This window comes from Companilactobacillus bobalius, assembly GCF_002179915.1.
Taxonomy (GTDB): Bacteria; Bacillota; Bacilli; order Lactobacillales; family Lactobacillaceae; genus Companilactobacillus; species Companilactobacillus bobalius.
Genome location: NZ_MYFM01000001.1, coordinates 275,816 through 292,118, shown reverse-complemented (window position 1 = coordinate 292,118; position 16,303 = coordinate 275,816). Strand labels below are relative to the sequence as shown.

Sequence of the window (16,303 nt, the reverse complement as noted above, 5' to 3'; positions counted from 1 at the left end):
CTCAAAAATTGTAGTTATTCGATTTCGATCTTATCTTCTCCATCGATTTCTTTCATTGAAACTTTGATTTTTTCCTTTTGAGAAGTTGGGATATTTTTACCAACAAAATCTGCTCGAATTGGTAATTCGCGATGTCCACGATCTACTAAGACAGCCAAAGAGATTTTCTTAGGACGACCTGCACTCATCAAAGCGTCCATAGCTGCACGGATTGTACGACCAGTGTACAAAACATCGTCTGTTAAAATAATATGCTTGTTATTGATATCGATATCCAAAGGTTGTGTTTTCACGTTAGAAATATCTTTTTCTTCATGAGTTTTATCATCACGATAAGGTGTAATATCGAGTTCAGCAACGGGAATTGAGATGTTTTCCAATTGTTTCAGTCGTGATTCAATACGATGAGCAACAAAGACACCGCGTGTTTTGATTCCAACAAGAACTAAATCTTCGATTCCTTTGTTTCTTTCAATAATTTCATAAGTTATACGTGTCAAAGCCCTGGTCATTGTTTGACCGTCAATAATTTCTTTAGCCATATTTTTCCCTACTTTCAAAAAAGCACTCACAAAGTGAGTGCTTCAATTTATTTTATAATCGCACACAATTCTATTTGTAGATTATATCACGACTTAATGTTGAGAACGTAATTGCTTAAGAGTATCTTGAAAAATTTTTGGAGGTTCAATCGAAAATTGCATCCACTCATGGGTCCTTGGATGTTCAAATCCAAGTGTTTGCGCGTGTAAGAATTGTCCCTTACCGGGCAAAGTATTCTTAGGACCATACAGAGGATCTCCCGCAACAGGATGACCAATATACTGCATGTGAACTCTGATTTGATGAGTTCGGCCAGTTTCCAATTTTAATTTTAGTAATGAATAGTCTTCAAATTGTTCTAAAACTTCGAAATGAGTAACCGCATGACGACCGTCTTCTACAACAGCCTGTTTCTTGCGATCAAATTTGGATCGACCTAATGGTGCCGTGATCTTACCCTTTTTCTCTTTGAAGTTACCGTGAACAATTGCCAAGTATTCACGTAAATTACTCTTATCTTTTAACTGTTTCATCAATGATTGTTTGGCCAGATTGTTTTTAGCAATCATCAAAAGACCGGAAGTATCTTTATCGATACGATGTACAATTCCTGGTCGGATAACGTCATCATCATTGATTTGACAATGGTATAAGATGGCATTTACGAGTGTTTTATCTGGATGACCTGCGGCTGGATGAACTACCATCCCTTGAGGTTTGTTAACGACAATAACATCTTGATCTTCGTAAACGACTTCAATTGGAATATTCTCTGGAACAGCCTTGATCGGTTCTTCTTCGGGAATATTAACCGTAATTTTGTCGTTGGCTACAACTTTTTGACCAGTTTTGCTAACTGGCTGGCCGTTTACTAAAACGTTTTGATCCTTAATCAATTTTTGAATCTGTGATCTTGTTAAATCATCTAGTTCACCGTTTAAATAGGTATCCAAACGACTCTTTTTTGGTTCATTATATTCTAATTCGAAAGACTTACTTATTATTTTTCTCACCTGCTAATTGGACAAACAAAGATACAATTATTAATATTACACCAATCGTAATATAAGTGTCCGCTAAATTAAATATTGGGAAATTCATAAAATCTAAATTAAACATATCTACCACAAAATGTCTAGTAAAACGATCAATTGCATTACCAATTGTACCAGCTAACAGAAAAATCAATGCAAATCGATACATATATTCGTTTTTTGCAGCTTTAATAAAGAGATAGACTAGAACAACTACTGCAATAATAGTAATCAAGTAAAAGAACATCATTTTACCTTCAAGCATACTCCAGGCTGCACCGGTATTTGTGATATGTGTAATGGAAAGAATTCCCGGGATGAATTCATGGACACTCATTGGAGCAATATTACTAGTGACATAATATTTTAGTCCTTGATCACCAATAACTAAGATTGCGCAAAGCAACCAATAAATCAACTGCACTAGAATAATCCTCCGATAGTTCCTTCATTATCAACGTCCATATTCAAAGCAGCTGGCTTCTTTGGTAAACCTGGCATTGTCATAATGTTTCCTGTCAATACGACGACAAATCCAGCTCCTAGCTTTGGAACGATGTCAGTAACATGAAGTGTAAAGTCTTTAGGACTACCTAGACGTTTAGGATCATCACTAAGTGAATACTGTGTTTTGGCGATACAGATTGGTAAATCATCCCAAGCATTGTCCTTCAAAGTTTGTAGTTGATTACGAGCTTTCTTGCTGTACTCAACATTGTTAGCTCCGTAAACTTCAGAAGCAATCGTAGCAATCTTAGCTTCAGTAGTTTCTTCATCTTCATAAAGACGTGTATATTGTGATTCTTTTTCAGTTGCCTTAACGACAGCCTTTGCTAAAGCTTGACCACCTTTACTACCTTCATGATGAATTTCAGCTAATTGAACGTCAACACCTAATTCGTCACAAAGACTAGTTAAGAGCTTAATTTCATTATCAGTATCGGTAGCAAATTTATTGATAGCTACGACAACTGGAACGTGATAATAACGCATGTTATGAATGTGACGTTTCAAGTTCTTGAAACCAAGATTCAAAGCATTGAGATCTTCATTTTGAATGTCACTAAGAGCTTGACCACCGTTGTACTTCAAAGCACGAATAGTAGCCACAATGACGATGGCATTAGGAGCATGGCTCAATCTAGGGGCAACAATGTCCATAAACTTCTCACCACCAAGATCGGCACCAAATCCAGCTTCGGTAACAGCGTAGTCACCTAACTTCATAGCTAACTTAGTAGCTAAGATACTGTTACATCCATGAGCAATATTAGCAAATGGACCACCATGAATGATTGCTGGTGTATTCTCAAGTGTTTGTACTAAATTAGGTTTTAGAGCATCTTTTAACAGAACTGTGATTGCACCTTCAACGTGAAGATCACGAACGAAGATTGGCTTCTTATCAAAAGTATAAGCGATAAGGATACTTGAGATTCTTTCCTTCAAGTCATCAATATCTTGTGCTAAACAAAGAACGGCCATTAATTCACTAGCAACAATAATTTCAAAATGTTCTTCACGAGGCATTGAGTTGAAAGGACCACCTAAACCAACGACGGTATTTCTTAATGCACGATCATTGATATCTAAGGCACGCTTCCAAACAATACGGCGAGGATCAATATTCAATTGATTTCCTTGATGAATGTGATTATCAATTAAGGCTGCTAAAGTGTTAACAGCACAAGTCAAGGCATGCATATCACCAGTAAAATGTAAGTTGATGTCTTCCATAGGAACAACTTGAGCATAACCACCACCAGTGGCCCCACCCTTCATTCCCATTACAGGACCCAATGAGGGTTCACGTAAAGCTAAAACAGTCTTTTTACCAATTGATTGTAAGGAATCAGCTAATCCAATAGCGACAGTTGATTTACCTTCTCCAGCTGGAGTTGGGTTGATCGATGTAACTAAAATAAGTTTTCCATCGTCTTTTTCCATTGATTTGGTAATGCTACGACCAGAAAACTTAGCTTTATAGTGTCCATATGGTTCAATATCATCTGGTGTCAAACCGATTTTATTGGCAATTTCGTTAATATTTTTCATATTATCGTGCTCATTTATTTGAGCAATTTCGATATCACTTGGAAATGACATTGCTTTCACCTGCTTCTTTTCTAATTAATTTTAAAATACCCTTTGTGGAAGTAATCTTAAATGGAAAATAGTCGTGATTACTGAAATTAAATTCCAAAGTCCATTGGTTATTTGCCCTAATGTTAACATCTTTACTCTCGAAAATACGTGTTTTGTAGTAAGGTTCCTTAATAACAACTTGACCATTTGTAAACTTTACCCAAGAGTTAGATATAATATAGATTACATAGACAGCGTCTAAAATCCAAATTAAAAATGGAATAATACTCAAAGACATTATCTCCAATTGTAAAATAATCCCCAAACATACAAGACTAAGTGCAAGCGACCACATAATTATCCCCCATGGTCCTACTGGTTGAACAAAATGTTTCTTTGACATAATTTCTCCTGAAAGGTTTTTAATAAATATGATTAAATTGTACACCGATGCCGGATTAAATACTAATTTAAATCTAGGCGTCGTTAGCTTTGTAATAAGGATTGATAACAAAATTTATACTGATGCGCAGATTCAGAATTTTGATGACAATCATTTTTTAGAATTCTTGGCATTAAAAATAGCTTTAACCAATATTATAAAAAAGGGTTGGAATGATGAGATAGTTCTAATTCATTCTGACAGTCAAATTGTAGTTGATAGCGTTGAGAAGAAGTACTCTAAGCACTATCAACCTATATTGAATGAAATTTTGCAAAATCTAGAACAATTTCCTAGCTATTTCATTAAACATGTTGCTGACAAAGATAATCGTGAAGCTCATGCTTTAGTTCATCAAAAAATGTTGACTGTTCGTAAAAATCACCGTTAATTTATTTCTAAATTTTGATAACTGTGCTAGTATTAAAGCGTTTCCAATTCAGATGAGGAGGTACTTTTTATGTACTACGTTGTTATGAAAGATCGCGATATTCGTGATAACCTTGCCACCGAACAATATTTGATGAATAATGTTGAATTCGATGAGCCCCTAGTTCTCTTTTACATTGAAAAACCTTGTATTATCGTCGGTCGTAATCAAAATACGATTGAAGAAATAAATAGTGACTATATTGCTGATAATCACATCACTGTCACTCGTAGAATTTCTGGTGGTGGTGCCGTTTATCAAGATTTAGGTAATCTTTGCTTTAGTTTTGTAGTTGATTCAGATGATAAGAATTTTGGTGATTTTAAGTCATTCACGCAGCCAATTATTGATGCACTTCATCAAATGGGTGCAACCACTGCTGAAGTTTCTGGTCGAAATGATTTACTAGTTGATGGTAAGAAATTCTCTGGTAATGCTATGTATTCTAGAAATGGAAAGACATTCTCACATGGAACACTATCACTTGATGTGGACTTAGATGTCTTGACTAAGGCATTGCATGTTCAAAAGGATAAGATTGCTTCTAAAGGTATTAAATCAATTAGAAGTCGAGTAACCAACTTACGTCCATATTTAGCACCAGAATATCAAGATCTGACAACTGAACAATTCCGTGACAAATTGTTATTAGAATTATTCCATGCCAACAATTTGGATGAAATCAAAGATAAGGAATACATTGTTACTCCTGAAGATCAGAAGCAAATTGATAAGATCAAAGAAGAATACTATTACAACTGGGATTGGGTTTACGGTAAATCCCCTGCTTTCACTGCTAAGCAAAGAAAACATTTTGATATGGGAACTGTCGATGTCCGTTATAATATTGAAAATGGTAAAGTCGGAAATATCGAAATTTATGGTGATTTCTTTGGTATGAAAGATGTTAACGATATTAAACAAAAATTATTGAATATTAAATTTGACCGTGAAGATGTTTTAAAAGTATTAGATCAATTTAATTTAGATGACTATTTCAAAGGTATTCCTGAAGTCGAACTATTAAAACTATTTACGCCATAATTTATTTATATACATAAAAAAGTGGATTGAGAAAAATAATTCTCAACCCACTTTTTATTTTTGGTATCATTATCCTTAATGAGGGGATAAAAAATGATTAATGAAACAGTATTAGACCAAGGACACAAACTAGTAGATGTTCACTCAACTAAGAATCTAAATGATTCCGATCGTACATCATTGATTGAAAACTATAACTTGACCAATGAGATTCTAGATTACGCTGATGATGAAAATGAACGAGCTCGATTTGAATACGACGAATACAGTCAAACCTTTTTGATTGTTTACAATGTTCAAAATGAAAATGAGCAAAGTGATGATCTTTCACAGAGAGTCTTACCCATTTCCTTTGCTATCAAGGATAAACAACTTTTCTTGTTCACAAACGACGCTACTCACTATGTGAGAGATTATCTTCTTTATGCGAAGAAAAACTTTAGTGAAGGTAAAGAAAATTTGTTGTGGGAACTTATTTTTCACACCTTTGATCAGATTTCTAGTGATTACAGCGATCAAATTAGCGAAACTGATTCCAAGAGAAACAAAATTCAACGTTTGATCAAAAAACATCATTCTTCCGAAAATCAAATTTTGGATTTGGCCGAATTACAAGACCTAACAACGTACTTGAGTACTGCCATTAGTGGTAATGCGACGGTTCTTAATGAAATAGAACTCATTTCTAGTGGTAAGGTTCAACAACTACATCTTACTAAAGCTACACATGAACATCTTCATGATTCAGTCATTGAAATTGAACAAATCAAAAACCAAGTTAACCTGAGTTCCGATATTATTGATCGTATTTCTAACACTTACAATAATATTTTGAACAATAGAACAAATACGACCATGAAGGTGCTGACAGTTTACACTATCATTTTAAGCATCCCCACAATCGTATCAGGTTTTTACGGTATGAATATGAAATTACCTATTGCTGACCAAGAATGGTCTTGGATCTTTTCATTAATCATTACCATTGTTATTATTTTAATTATTCTTTGGGACTTACACAGACGCAATAGTCTCTAATGTTTAGCCCAATATTGGTACATATCAGTTCTAATAGAACCATTGTAAAGCTTACGTTTCTTAGTAGCTAATTCACCATAGTATTTTTCAAATTCAACATCACTAGTCAAAATATACTTATTCCAAGTGGGAGCGGTCGAGAAGACTTCTCCCATTTCTTTGTATAGTTTTCTTACTCCAGCCATGTCACTCATACGTTGACCGTAAGGAGGGTTAGAAATGATTGTTCCATACTCCCCTTCAATCTTCAAATCCTTAACGGCAATTTGTTTAAATTGAATATCATGTAGAACACCAGCATCATGGGCATTCAGTTTAGCTACGTCGATCATTGAACCATCAATATCACTAGCAAAGATATCCAAATCAAGATCTTTTTTAACACCAGCCTTAGCTTCTTCCTTTAAGTTAGCAAGAATCTTAGGATCAAACCAGTCGAAATCCTCAAATAGAAAGTGACGTAAAATGCCAGGTGCGATATTTTTGGCCATACGTGCGGCTTCAATCGCAATAGTACCTGAACCTGTTGTTGGATCCATGAAAGGATCTTCCTCGGGATGCCAAACAGTTAAAAGAATCATGGCAGCCGCAAAGTTTTCTTTCAAAGGAGCAGCACCGTGTTCAACACGATAACCACGCTTGTACAACGATTCACCAGTTGTATCCAGGGTTACCTCTACAACATCTTTATGAATACGAGTTTCAATTTGAAATTTTGCACCAGTCTCAGGTAAACGTCCACGACGCATGAAAATATCGGCCATCTTATTAACAATGGCTTTTTTAGTAATAGCTTGAATATCACGTTCTGAATGTAATTGTGATTTAACAGTTCTAGCCTTGATAGGGAAAGCTGCATTTAAAGGTAGCCAATTATCCCAATCGATTGCATAAACTTTATCGAATAGTTCTTCGAAAGTTGTTGCCTTGAAAGTACCAATCAAAATCTTAATTCGATCGGCACTTCTAAGCCACAAGTTAGCCTTAGCAATATCTTCGTATTCACCGTCAAAATAGACCTTACCATTCTCGGTCTTTGTATCGTATCCCAAATTCTGTAATTCTTTTGCGGTTACAGATTCAAAGCCGCTTGACATAGTCGCAATTAATTTCATATTGCTCCCTCTTAATTTAATTTTTAATTGATTGTATAAAAAAAGGACGAACAAGTCGTCCCTTTGCCTCGATAAACTCCTATAGGCCACGTTCTGTTCATGTGTTAGGCTGGCAATCCTAACACAGTTAGTAATCATCTATCTACAATTAAGCCTTCACAGTAGATTCATTTCTCGTTATGAAGCGCCCCTACCAAAGTTTGGGTTGCCCGCTTGCGGGGTTTACCTCGTTCCACCATTGCAATTTCTCACAATAATTCGTCTCTGTGGCACTTTCAAGCTATTAACACATAGTCAAAAGACCTTAGTGCTTTCGCTGCCGTTACCCTAAGGTACCTTGGCTTATTGGGCCAAGCACAAACACTGCAAGCATCTCAGCTCGCGCGGGCGTGGACCTTCCTCAGCCTAGATAACTAGACCGCGATTACTCGTAATTTACCGACTTGAATAGTATACACTAAAATCTGTTAAAATTGTTATTATTATTAAAATTATTTTGATTTTGTCCAGAATTACCATTCATAGGGCGATTTCCTTGAAAATTATTTTGGTTGTTAAAGCCATTATTCATATTAGGATTGATCTCAGTATGACCACTTTCAACCCCGTCATGATTATTCATGTTGTTAGGAACAACAGCTGATGCAAATTGTTTAGCACCGTCATTGTTACTTTCGGGAACGCCATTAGCAAAGTCATGACCAAAGACACGTTTTTCAAGATTAGAAAGGCGTCTTAAAATATCATAATTAGTTGAAGCCTCAGCAATTGAGCTTGAAACTGGTTTTTGTTGTGGTTGTGGTCTTCTGTTTTGAACTTGAGGTCTATGTTGTTGTGCTGATTGATTTGCATTCATACCACGTGATTGCATTAAACTCTCATTTTCAGCCTTTAATTGACCAATTTCATTTGTAAAAGTTTCGTAGTCCTTAATAATACCATCTAAGAATTGATCAACTTCGTTAGGGTCGTAACCTCTCATCTTTGTCTTAAATTCTTTTTGCAAAATATCGTTAGGTTGGTAGTTTAAGGCAAATTCATTGCCACCATTATTGCCGTTGTTACTACCGTTTTGGTTCATTCCATTCATATTGTTCATTATTAAACACCCCAGTGTTAATTATTATTCTAAAAACGACTGAAACTAGCTATCTGATAACATATTAGCAAAATCCTGCATAGAATCAAAATCTATTAATTCCAGTTGATAATCAGTTCCACCATCCTGATAAGATTTAATAGCCTCATAGTCATACTTTGGCTTACCACCGCTATCGGGATCGTAGAAAATCAAAGCTCCGTTTGTATGTTGTAGCATAAAACTTTGCCATACTCTTAATTGTCTACCTGAATGATAACTCATATTGGAAACTTTGTTGACATAGTCAGCGTTTCTTAAAAAATTTTTTAGTAATAGCTGATTGTTCTCATTCCACTTATTTCCAAATTCAGCATATGGTAATATCACTGCATGTCTTATATTATAGCCTTTTTTCTTAACTTCTTGTATAGATTTACCCACAATTTGTTCTGTTCCTAATTGTGCACCAGTAATTATCCATTCTGTTCCATTTTCGGCATAATTAATTAGTCTTTCTTGAAAAAAGTCTTGAATTACTTTGGCTTTTGGGTCATCATCTTTAAAAATACCTAGCTCAAAAGATCGATAACCTGTTACCCATAAATTTTTTAGCATAAAGAATTCTCCTCTAATTAATATTTTCGGCATCATGGTATAATTTGCACAGTGGGAGTTGATATTTTGAAGATAAACTATCCTGATGGTCGAACTTTTAACAATAAACCATCACAATCTCCTCTTAGTGAAACGAGCGCCAAAAAGAAAATGATTTTTGGTGATCGTGGTATGACGCTTGAGGAAGAGATTAATGAAAGTAATAAGTATTATCGTAGTCACGATATAGCGGTAATATATAAGAAGCCAACGCCGATTCAAATAGTTAAGGTAGATTACCCTAAAAGAAGTAAAGCTGTCATTAGAGAAGCTTACTTCCGCCATGCTTCTACTACTGATTACAACGGCGTGTACAATGGCTATTATGTTGATTTCGAAGCTAAGGAAACTAAGAATAAGAATATTTTTCCGTTGAAGAATTTCCATCAGCATCAAATTGATCATCTTAAAATGTGTCAGAAACAAGGTGGCATTTGCTTTGTCATTATAAAATACGTAGAATTAAAACGCTATTTTGTAACGCCTGCTGATGAAATCTTTTTACACTGGGATGCTCAAAAAAATGACGGTCCCAAATCAATACAGTTGAAAGATATCGTCAACAGTTCCATCGAAGTCAAGTCAGATTATAATCCTACTTTACCCTATATTAATGCTGTTCAACAGTTAATCGAAAGTGGGAAGGAGAAAAAATGAAGAATAAGAATACCAGTATATTAACCTTCAAAAATATTTTAAAATGGATTTTGTCCATTGTGGCTGTTCTAGCCGGAATATTCTTGTTTGTCTTTGTATACTACGCCTTCAGTGCTCCCGCGGTTAGTCAAGAAAACCTCCAAAGCGGTGGTTCCTCAACAATCGTAGATTCCACTGGTAAGCAGATTGCGTCTTTAGGCGATAATAAGAGAAATTACGTTACGATCGATAAAGTTCCACAACAAATGGAAGACGCTGTTGTCTCCATTGAAGATAAGAATTTCTATAATGAACCATTAGGTATTGATCCTGTCAGAATTGCCAAATCAGCTTTTAATAATGTTACTAAGGGAACTCTTCAAGGTGGAAGTACTTTAACACAACAATTAGTTAAGTTAACGGTCTTCTCTACTGAAACCAAAGATCAAACCTTTAAACGTAAGATGCAAGAAGCTTGGTTAGCTATGAGAGTTAGTCAAAAATTCTCTAAGCAACAAATCCTTGAATTCTATATGAATAAGGTTTATCTGAATAATGGTATCTATGGTGTTGAAACCGGTGCTAAATACTATTATGGCAAGAATTTGAAACAACTTAGTTTACCTCAAATGGCTTTGTTAGCCGGTTTGCCAAATGCTCCAAGTAATTACGATCCCTATACTCACCCAACCGAAGCTAAGCAACGTCGTGATTTAGTTATTCAAGCAATGTATAACAATAATAAGATCACTAAGGCTCAGGCTGATGAAGCTATGAATACACCAATTACTTCCGGACTACAACCATATAAAAAAGTAAGCAACAGTAATAATTCTAAACGAATTGTCGCTGATCCTTACATCAAGGAAGCAATTACAGAAGTTAAGAAGAAAGGCTTTGATCCATATCGTGATAATCTAAAGATTACTGTTAATATGGATTACGATGCTCAAAAACGTCTTTACAATATTGTAAATTCTTCTAACTATGTATCCTTCCCCGATTCAAAAATGCAAGTTGGTGCAACTGTGGTTAACCCTAATAATGGTAAAGTTGTGGCCATGATTGGTGGACGTAATCTAGGTAATGTTCAATTTGGTTTGAACCGTGCTGTTCAAACTGGACGTAGTAATGGTTCTACAATGAAGCCTTTACTTGACTACGCTCCAGCTATTGAAAATCTAAACTGGTCTACATATCATCAACTTGAAGATACCGAGTATACTTATGCCGGTACTAATATTCAATTGAAGGACTGGGATGAGCAATACGAAGGTCAAATGAGTATGCGTAAGGCTTTAGTCAACTCGAGAAATATTCCAGCTGTTAGAGCTTTATCAGCTGTCGGTCTTTCTAATGCCAAGAGCTTTGTTAAAAAATTAGGAATTACAGTTAAGGACAAAGGTTTGTCAGTTGGTATCGGTGGTAATGTTTCATCACTTCAAGGTGCAGCAGCTTATTCTGCCTTTTCTAATGGTGGTACATACTATAAACCATATTATGTTTCTAAGATTGAAACGGCTGATGGCATTACCCATACTTATGGTAAAAATGGTAAGCAGGCGATGAAAGATTCAACGGCTTATATGATTACCGATATGCTTAAGGGTGTTCCTTCAAGTTATGCTACATATGCTAATATTTCCGGTTTACATCAGGCTGGTAAGACTGGTACAACTAACTACGATTCTAATTCTATCGCTCAAAACTCAGCTTTGAGTGGTACAGCCAGAGATTCGTGGTACAACGGTTATACAAAGAATTATTCAATTAGCGTTTGGACCGGTTATGATTCTCCAAATCAGAACGGTATTTCATCCACATATCAAAGTGTTGCTGGAAAGATTTATAAGGCTGAAATGAGTTACTTAGCTGAGAACACTAACAGCAATCCTAACTGGAAGAAACCAAGTTCCGTTGTTTCAATGAGAATTCAGAACTCTGGTTCAGAAACACCAATTGTTGCCTCCCCTAGTTCCAGTTCATCTAGTTACACTAAAGAGTTATTTGTGAAAGGACATGCACCATCAAATCCATATAAGGATTCTGATTATTCCTCAAGCAGTGCATCTAAGTCCAGCAGCAATGAAGTAACGACAAACAATCATTCAAGTAGTTCATCAGAATCAACTGATTCTGATAATGATACAACTGATAAAGATAATACTGAAACAGGTACAGGTACAAGTTCCGATAGTAATAGTAGTGATAGTGATAACACAACAACCAATAATTCGAGTGACTCATCTACTACAAATAATAACTCCAATACTGGTAATACAAATTCCAATAATAGTAACAATACTAATACAGGAAATAGTAATAACAGCAATAGTGGTGGTACCTCAACTAATAATAATTCCGGTAGTGATAGTAATAACTCATCTAATACTGGCGATTCAAATAGTGGTGGTACAACTAATAGTAATACTGGTGGTTCTACTAACAGTGGAGCTACTACTAATGGATCTTCAACCGATAGTTCTAATTAGTGGTTAAATGAAAAATCCGCATTCAGCTTTTTATGTTGAGTGCGGATTTTTTTGACTAATTAATTATTGTGTAATGAGATACTTTATTAAAATATTGTTGTCTTCTATATGCTTAGTTTGTGACTCTATATGGTACTTATCAGAGATATTTAAATGATAAGTTATATTCTTGGGAATTTGTAATTGCAGTTCAATTTGTTGATCAACCCTTTGCCATTTTGTTTGAATAATCCCAGAAATAGTTTTCAACTGACAGTCAACATGATTTGTTTCAGTATCAAAATAAGGTCTAATACTGATATCAGAGCAACCAACAGATGAATCGCTTATTTGTATTCCACCGAGTGCTTCATAATACCACTGGATATAGCTTGAGAACATTGCGTGATTAGCAGAAGAATGTTTACTTCTGAATGGTTCTGATAAAACTTGGTTTCCGTTATTTAGCATATTATAAAAGCCAATTTCACTTTTTTGTGTAAGCCAATTACTTACAATTCTATCGCAATTATTTTCATGAAGAACACGGTACAATATTGGCATTCCAAATATTCCGGCAGTAAATAATCCCTTATCTTTCTTTATTTGTTTAATTAAAGCAGATAGAAGCTTCTTTTTGTCGCCTAGATTTAATAATAATGCAAAGGCTAGACCACTTTGTGTTCCTTGGCCCAAAGTTCCATCTTCATTTGTAAATTTGGTTTTGATGGTTTTAATTAATTGTTTTTTTTCAACATCAATTTCATTAATATCAGTGATTTTGTTTAAAACTGTTGCCAAACGTTCTATAAGAATACTGAAACTAAGAATTGTACAATAACCAATTAATAATTTATCTGGTGTTTTGTCATAAAAGTTTTTGACAAGAATGCTTCCGTGATCACCTATACAATTATTGGCTAGTTGATCAACTGGAATTGATTGTAGATAATCATATTGCTTTTTAGCAGCATCATAGTATTTATTTAATAAGGCTTTGTCACCATAAAACTGGTAATGCTTCCATAGAAGATATGGCAAAACCAATTGCCAAAGGATAGGTCCCTCGCCTTGGCCAGTTCCATTAGTTTGAATGCCCATATATGGTGCCGTTTCGGGGATACCACCATTTTCTGTTTGTTCAAGTACGAAGTCGGAGATAGTTTTTTCATAGAACTTTTTAAGATCGAAGCTATATAAGTTAGAATTGGCCAATGCAACTATATCACCGCCGTATTGCAATCTTTCACGAGCACAATCTTCAAAAACTGAATGTACATTATTTAATTTTGTTCGCATTCCGGCAACAAATAACTGGTTTAAATAATTGTTGTCTGTTGATATTGTTCCGACTCGTTCTAAGTCAGTATGTACATAAGTACCCTTGATTTCAGATAAAGTATGTTTGTTAATATTAGAAACTAAAACATATCTAAATGAGTGGTATGAGAATTTATTTTCAAATGTTTGGATACCCTCGTGACAAATTATTCGATCCTCTTGAATAGCCTTTTTGGGGGCTCCTGGACCGCCAGTGATTTCAGATATTTCTCCTATATTGCCGACATACGAAGTATTAAATAATAATTTTCCGTTTTCCATGGTTTCACTATATTTTAAAGAAATATTTTGATTTTGATGTCCATTAATCGTTAACTTCATGAATCCGCTAATGGTCTCTCCAAAGTCAATTAATACATCGTTACCAACTTGCGAAACCTGTAATGGCGCGACAATTTTTGCCTTTTTTACTTTAGGAATGAAACTGGCACGCATATTCTTTTGATCTTTTTCATCAATAGGAACCTCAATTGCAGGGTTATCACTAACTTTTGATTGTGTGAAGTTAACGTGTTCTCCTAAGTATAAATTGTTCATCGTAATTATCCCTTGATGAACCATCCATTCCGTATTAGAAAATTGAATTAGTTCTTCGTTATCGAATAAATTAAGTATAAACTTTGGTTCCCCTATTCTTGATAAACGTTGGCGCAAATTATATTTGCCGAATAAATTTAATGGTGATGGATTATACATTCCATTTCCCAATTCAACTTCAATTTCATTTTTCCCATTCTTGGTTAAATCAGTGATGTTATATTCGTCGTAGTAAATTCTTTTAGAAAAGTCAGTCCAATCATTATTCAATTCAAAATTACCGACACGATTGCCATTAACATGAACAATATAATATCCTAATGCGGCAATCTTTAATTTAATGTTATTTAAATCTGTGATTTCAAAAGTTTGTGTGAAGATTGGATTAGGATTTTGCAAATAATAATTGCGATTATCAGGTCCATAGTCCATTTGAGGAGCTTGTATCCAATTACCGATGAATTCTTTGTTACTCATTTCATTTCTCCTCTTCTTGCTTTTCTTCGACCATTATTTCTTTGTCAGCAATTTTGACGAATGGTAACCAGACCAAAATGACAGCAACAAAACAAACTAGTTGTAAAATAGCTCCAGAAATACTTCCTGTTACTAGATAACCGCTAATTACAATTGGAGTTGTCCAAGGTACTTGTACTAAACCGGTTGGTAGCGGTACTAGATGAAGAGCAAATGCTGTATAAGAAATCACGATAGATACTACATTGCTGAATAGTAAGGGAATAAAGTAAGTTACGTTAAGCATTAATGGAATACCGAATAATGTTGGTTCCCCGATATTAAAAAGATATGGAATCCCAGCAACCTTTTTCATTTCACTATAACGATGACTATGTGCAATTAAGATAATGGCGAAGATTGATCCGATAACAACGATACTAGCAAATCCATCCCAGAAACTCTGAGAAATAATATTAGGAATAGCATGATGTGCTAAACTGGCTGTTTTATTTTCGTCTTGTAGAACTTGAAAAATTGGTGTCATAACACCGTTAACTATTGAATCACCATGGATACCGAAGAACCATAGAAGTTGACCAAACATTTTAACTAGAATAATACCAATTAGTGAACCACCCATTGCTTTTAGTGGTGTTCCTAAGATCATATTAAATAGTTCCAACGCACTTAATTTAGCAAAATTATCTAAAATTAATCTAAATATCCAAAATAGCGTAATGACTACAAACGATGGAATAAGCGATTCGAATGGAGATGAAACTGCTGGAGGAACCGAAGCTGGCATTTTAATTTTTATACCTTTACGGTCAATTACTCGATAAATTACAGCAACTGCAATAGATACTAAAATGGCTAGAAAAATTGATTGAGCTCCGATAGTTGTAATATCTAAAAAACTACCAGCTTTAGTTGTCTTGTAAGGTGTTAAAACCATAAAGCTAACTACCGATGTGAGCATAGCTTGCATACCGTTGATCTTCATTTCGTCAGCAAGTGTTCTTGATACTGCTAGTAGAACTAGTAAACCACCAATGGCTAAACTAGCATCGTTAACAATAGCCAGCTTAGTTGACCATTGCGTAACAGTTAAGTTAAAAAGTGAAGCCATCCAAGCATTGACACTTGGAACTGGAAAATTACCAATGATTAAGAATACAGAAGTAATAACTGTAAATGGCATGTATGCTAACATCCCATTTTTAATAGCATTTATATAGATATTCTTATTAAAGGCCATTGATAATTTACCTAATGAGGATTGAAACTTATCCATAATATTACTCAAAATAGTGCACCCCTTTGAATTATTCTTTCTTTACAATGCTATAATAGCAATTAGTTCAGCGCTTTCACAATGTGATAATCTGTTTTA

Annotated in this window: 15 protein-coding genes and 1 other RNA gene; 5 read left to right on the top strand and 11 right to left on the bottom strand. The window is 34.8% G+C overall.

Annotated features, from left to right (window positions below):
- Positions 1–14 precede the first annotated feature (14 nt).
- The 5 genes from pyrR to LKACC16343_RS01330 form a co-directional block, all read right to left on the bottom strand.
- Complete coding sequence (gene pyrR / locus LKACC16343_RS01350; RefSeq protein WP_025086016.1) at positions 15–542, bottom strand: bifunctional pyr operon transcriptional regulator/uracil phosphoribosyltransferase PyrR; 528 nt, start codon at positions 540–542, stop codon at positions 15–17.
- 93 nt (positions 543–635) lie between these two features.
- Complete coding sequence (locus tag LKACC16343_RS01345; RefSeq protein ID WP_056952984.1) at positions 636–1,544, bottom strand: RluA family pseudouridine synthase; 909 nt, start codon at positions 1,542–1,544, stop codon at positions 636–638.
- Positions 1,537–2,001, bottom strand: a complete 465-nt coding sequence (gene lspA, locus LKACC16343_RS01340; protein ID WP_056952515.1) for a signal peptidase II — start codon at positions 1,999–2,001, stop codon at positions 1,537–1,539. The genes LKACC16343_RS01345 and lspA overlap by 8 nt, the downstream gene beginning before the upstream one ends.
- Entirely contained in the window at positions 2,001–3,683 is a 1,683-nt protein-coding gene (locus LKACC16343_RS01335; RefSeq protein ID WP_056952516.1) for a formate--tetrahydrofolate ligase, read from the bottom strand. The genes lspA and LKACC16343_RS01335 overlap by 1 nt, the downstream gene beginning before the upstream one ends.
- Positions 3,667–4,065 (bottom strand): EbsA family protein, encoded by a 399-nt coding sequence (locus LKACC16343_RS01330; RefSeq protein ID WP_056952518.1) that lies wholly within the window; start codon positions 4,063–4,065, stop codon positions 3,667–3,669. Before LKACC16343_RS01330 ends, LKACC16343_RS01335 begins: the two co-directional genes overlap by 17 nt.
- Before the next feature lie 28 nt (positions 4,066–4,093).
- On the opposite strand from LKACC16343_RS01330, the gene LKACC16343_RS01325 reads away from it, so the two are divergent.
- The 3 genes from LKACC16343_RS01325 to LKACC16343_RS01315 all read left to right on the top strand — a co-directional run bounded on the left by LKACC16343_RS01325 (position 4,094) and on the right by LKACC16343_RS01315 (position 6,616).
- A complete protein-coding gene (locus LKACC16343_RS01325) occupies positions 4,094–4,495 on the top strand; it encodes a reverse transcriptase-like protein (RefSeq protein WP_056952520.1) in 402 nt (133 codons plus the stop codon).
- Positions 4,496–4,564: 69 nt separating this feature from the next.
- On the top strand, positions 4,565–5,578 hold the full coding sequence (locus LKACC16343_RS01320; protein WP_056952521.1) for a lipoate--protein ligase: 1,014 nt from the start codon (positions 4,565–4,567) through the stop codon (positions 5,576–5,578).
- Positions 5,579–5,671: 93 nt separating this feature from the next.
- Positions 5,672–6,616, top strand: a complete 945-nt coding sequence (locus LKACC16343_RS01315) for a magnesium transporter CorA family protein (RefSeq protein ID WP_056952523.1) — start codon at positions 5,672–5,674, stop codon at positions 6,614–6,616.
- Here LKACC16343_RS01315 and LKACC16343_RS01310 read toward each other — a convergent pair.
- The 4 genes from LKACC16343_RS01310 to LKACC16343_RS01295 form a co-directional block, all read right to left on the bottom strand.
- On the bottom strand, positions 6,613–7,731 hold the full coding sequence (locus LKACC16343_RS01310; protein ID WP_056952525.1) for a THUMP domain-containing class I SAM-dependent RNA methyltransferase: 1,119 nt from the start codon (positions 7,729–7,731) through the stop codon (positions 6,613–6,615). The two genes, LKACC16343_RS01315 and LKACC16343_RS01310, sit on opposite strands and share 4 nt — an antisense overlap.
- A 77-nt stretch (positions 7,732–7,808) precedes the next feature.
- Positions 7,809–8,167: RNase P RNA component class B (gene rnpB / locus LKACC16343_RS01305), an RNA gene on the bottom strand.
- Between the two features lie 21 nt (positions 8,168–8,188).
- The gene (gene gpsB / locus LKACC16343_RS01300) at positions 8,189–8,830 is read right to left on the bottom strand and encodes a cell division regulator GpsB (protein WP_234032565.1); all 642 of its coding nucleotides are present in this window, start codon (positions 8,828–8,830) and stop codon (positions 8,189–8,191) included.
- 45 nt (positions 8,831–8,875) lie between these two features.
- Positions 8,876–9,427, bottom strand: coding sequence for an SLOG family protein (locus LKACC16343_RS01295; protein WP_056952528.1), 552 nt, complete (start codon positions 9,425–9,427; stop codon positions 8,876–8,878).
- 66 nt (positions 9,428–9,493) lie between these two features.
- Between LKACC16343_RS01295 and recU the strand changes: the two genes are divergently transcribed.
- Together recU and LKACC16343_RS01285 are read left to right on the top strand one after the other, a co-directional pair.
- Entirely contained in the window at positions 9,494–10,123 is a 630-nt protein-coding gene (recU, locus tag LKACC16343_RS01290) for a Holliday junction resolvase RecU (protein WP_056952529.1), read from the top strand.
- Positions 10,120–12,594 (top strand): transglycosylase domain-containing protein, encoded by a 2,475-nt coding sequence (locus tag LKACC16343_RS01285; RefSeq protein ID WP_056952531.1) that lies wholly within the window; start codon positions 10,120–10,122, stop codon positions 12,592–12,594. Before recU ends, LKACC16343_RS01285 begins: the two co-directional genes overlap by 4 nt.
- A 63-nt stretch (positions 12,595–12,657) precedes the next feature.
- Here LKACC16343_RS01285 and LKACC16343_RS01280 read toward each other — a convergent pair whose 3' ends face one another.
- Positions 12,658–14,928: a family 78 glycoside hydrolase catalytic domain gene (locus tag LKACC16343_RS01280; RefSeq protein ID WP_056952533.1), complete on the bottom strand. Its 2,271-nt coding sequence runs from the start codon at positions 14,926–14,928 to the stop codon at positions 12,658–12,660.
- A 1-nt stretch (position 14,929) separates the two neighbouring features.
- Positions 14,930–16,216 carry a PTS sugar transporter subunit IIC gene (locus LKACC16343_RS01275; RefSeq protein ID WP_234032566.1) on the bottom strand — a complete coding sequence of 429 codons (1,287 nt, stop codon included), beginning with the start codon at positions 16,214–16,216 and terminating at the stop codon, positions 14,930–14,932.
- Between the last annotated feature and the right edge of the window lie 87 nt (positions 16,217–16,303).

Coding starts and splice junctions, on each gene's coding strand:
- LKACC16343_RS01295 (WP_056952528.1), bottom strand. CDS start 9,427: ATGCTAAAAAATTTATGGGTAACAGGTTATCGATCTTTTGAGCTAGGT.
- LKACC16343_RS01330 (WP_056952518.1), bottom strand. CDS start 4,065: ATGTCAAAGAAACATTTTGTTCAACCAGTAGGACCATGGGGGATAATT.
- LKACC16343_RS01325 (WP_056952520.1), top strand. CDS start 4,094: ATGATTAAATTGTACACCGATGCCGGATTAAATACTAATTTAAATCTA.
- LKACC16343_RS01335 (WP_056952516.1), bottom strand. CDS start 3,683: ATGTCATTTCCAAGTGATATCGAAATTGCTCAAATAAATGAGCACGAT.
- pyrR (WP_025086016.1), bottom strand. CDS start 542: ATGGCTAAAGAAATTATTGACGGTCAAACAATGACCAGGGCTTTGACA.
- gpsB (WP_234032565.1), bottom strand. CDS start 8,830: ATGAACAATATGAATGGAATGAACCAAAACGGTAGTAACAACGGCAAT.
- LKACC16343_RS01315 (WP_056952523.1), top strand. CDS start 5,672: ATGATTAATGAAACAGTATTAGACCAAGGACACAAACTAGTAGATGTT.
- LKACC16343_RS01320 (WP_056952521.1), top strand. CDS start 4,565: ATGTACTACGTTGTTATGAAAGATCGCGATATTCGTGATAACCTTGCC.
- LKACC16343_RS01285 (WP_056952531.1), top strand. CDS start 10,120: ATGAAGAATAAGAATACCAGTATATTAACCTTCAAAAATATTTTAAAA.
- LKACC16343_RS01310 (WP_056952525.1), bottom strand. CDS start 7,731: ATGAAATTAATTGCGACTATGTCAAGCGGCTTTGAATCTGTAACCGCA.
- LKACC16343_RS01280 (WP_056952533.1), bottom strand. CDS start 14,928: ATGAGTAACAAAGAATTCATCGGTAATTGGATACAAGCTCCTCAAATG.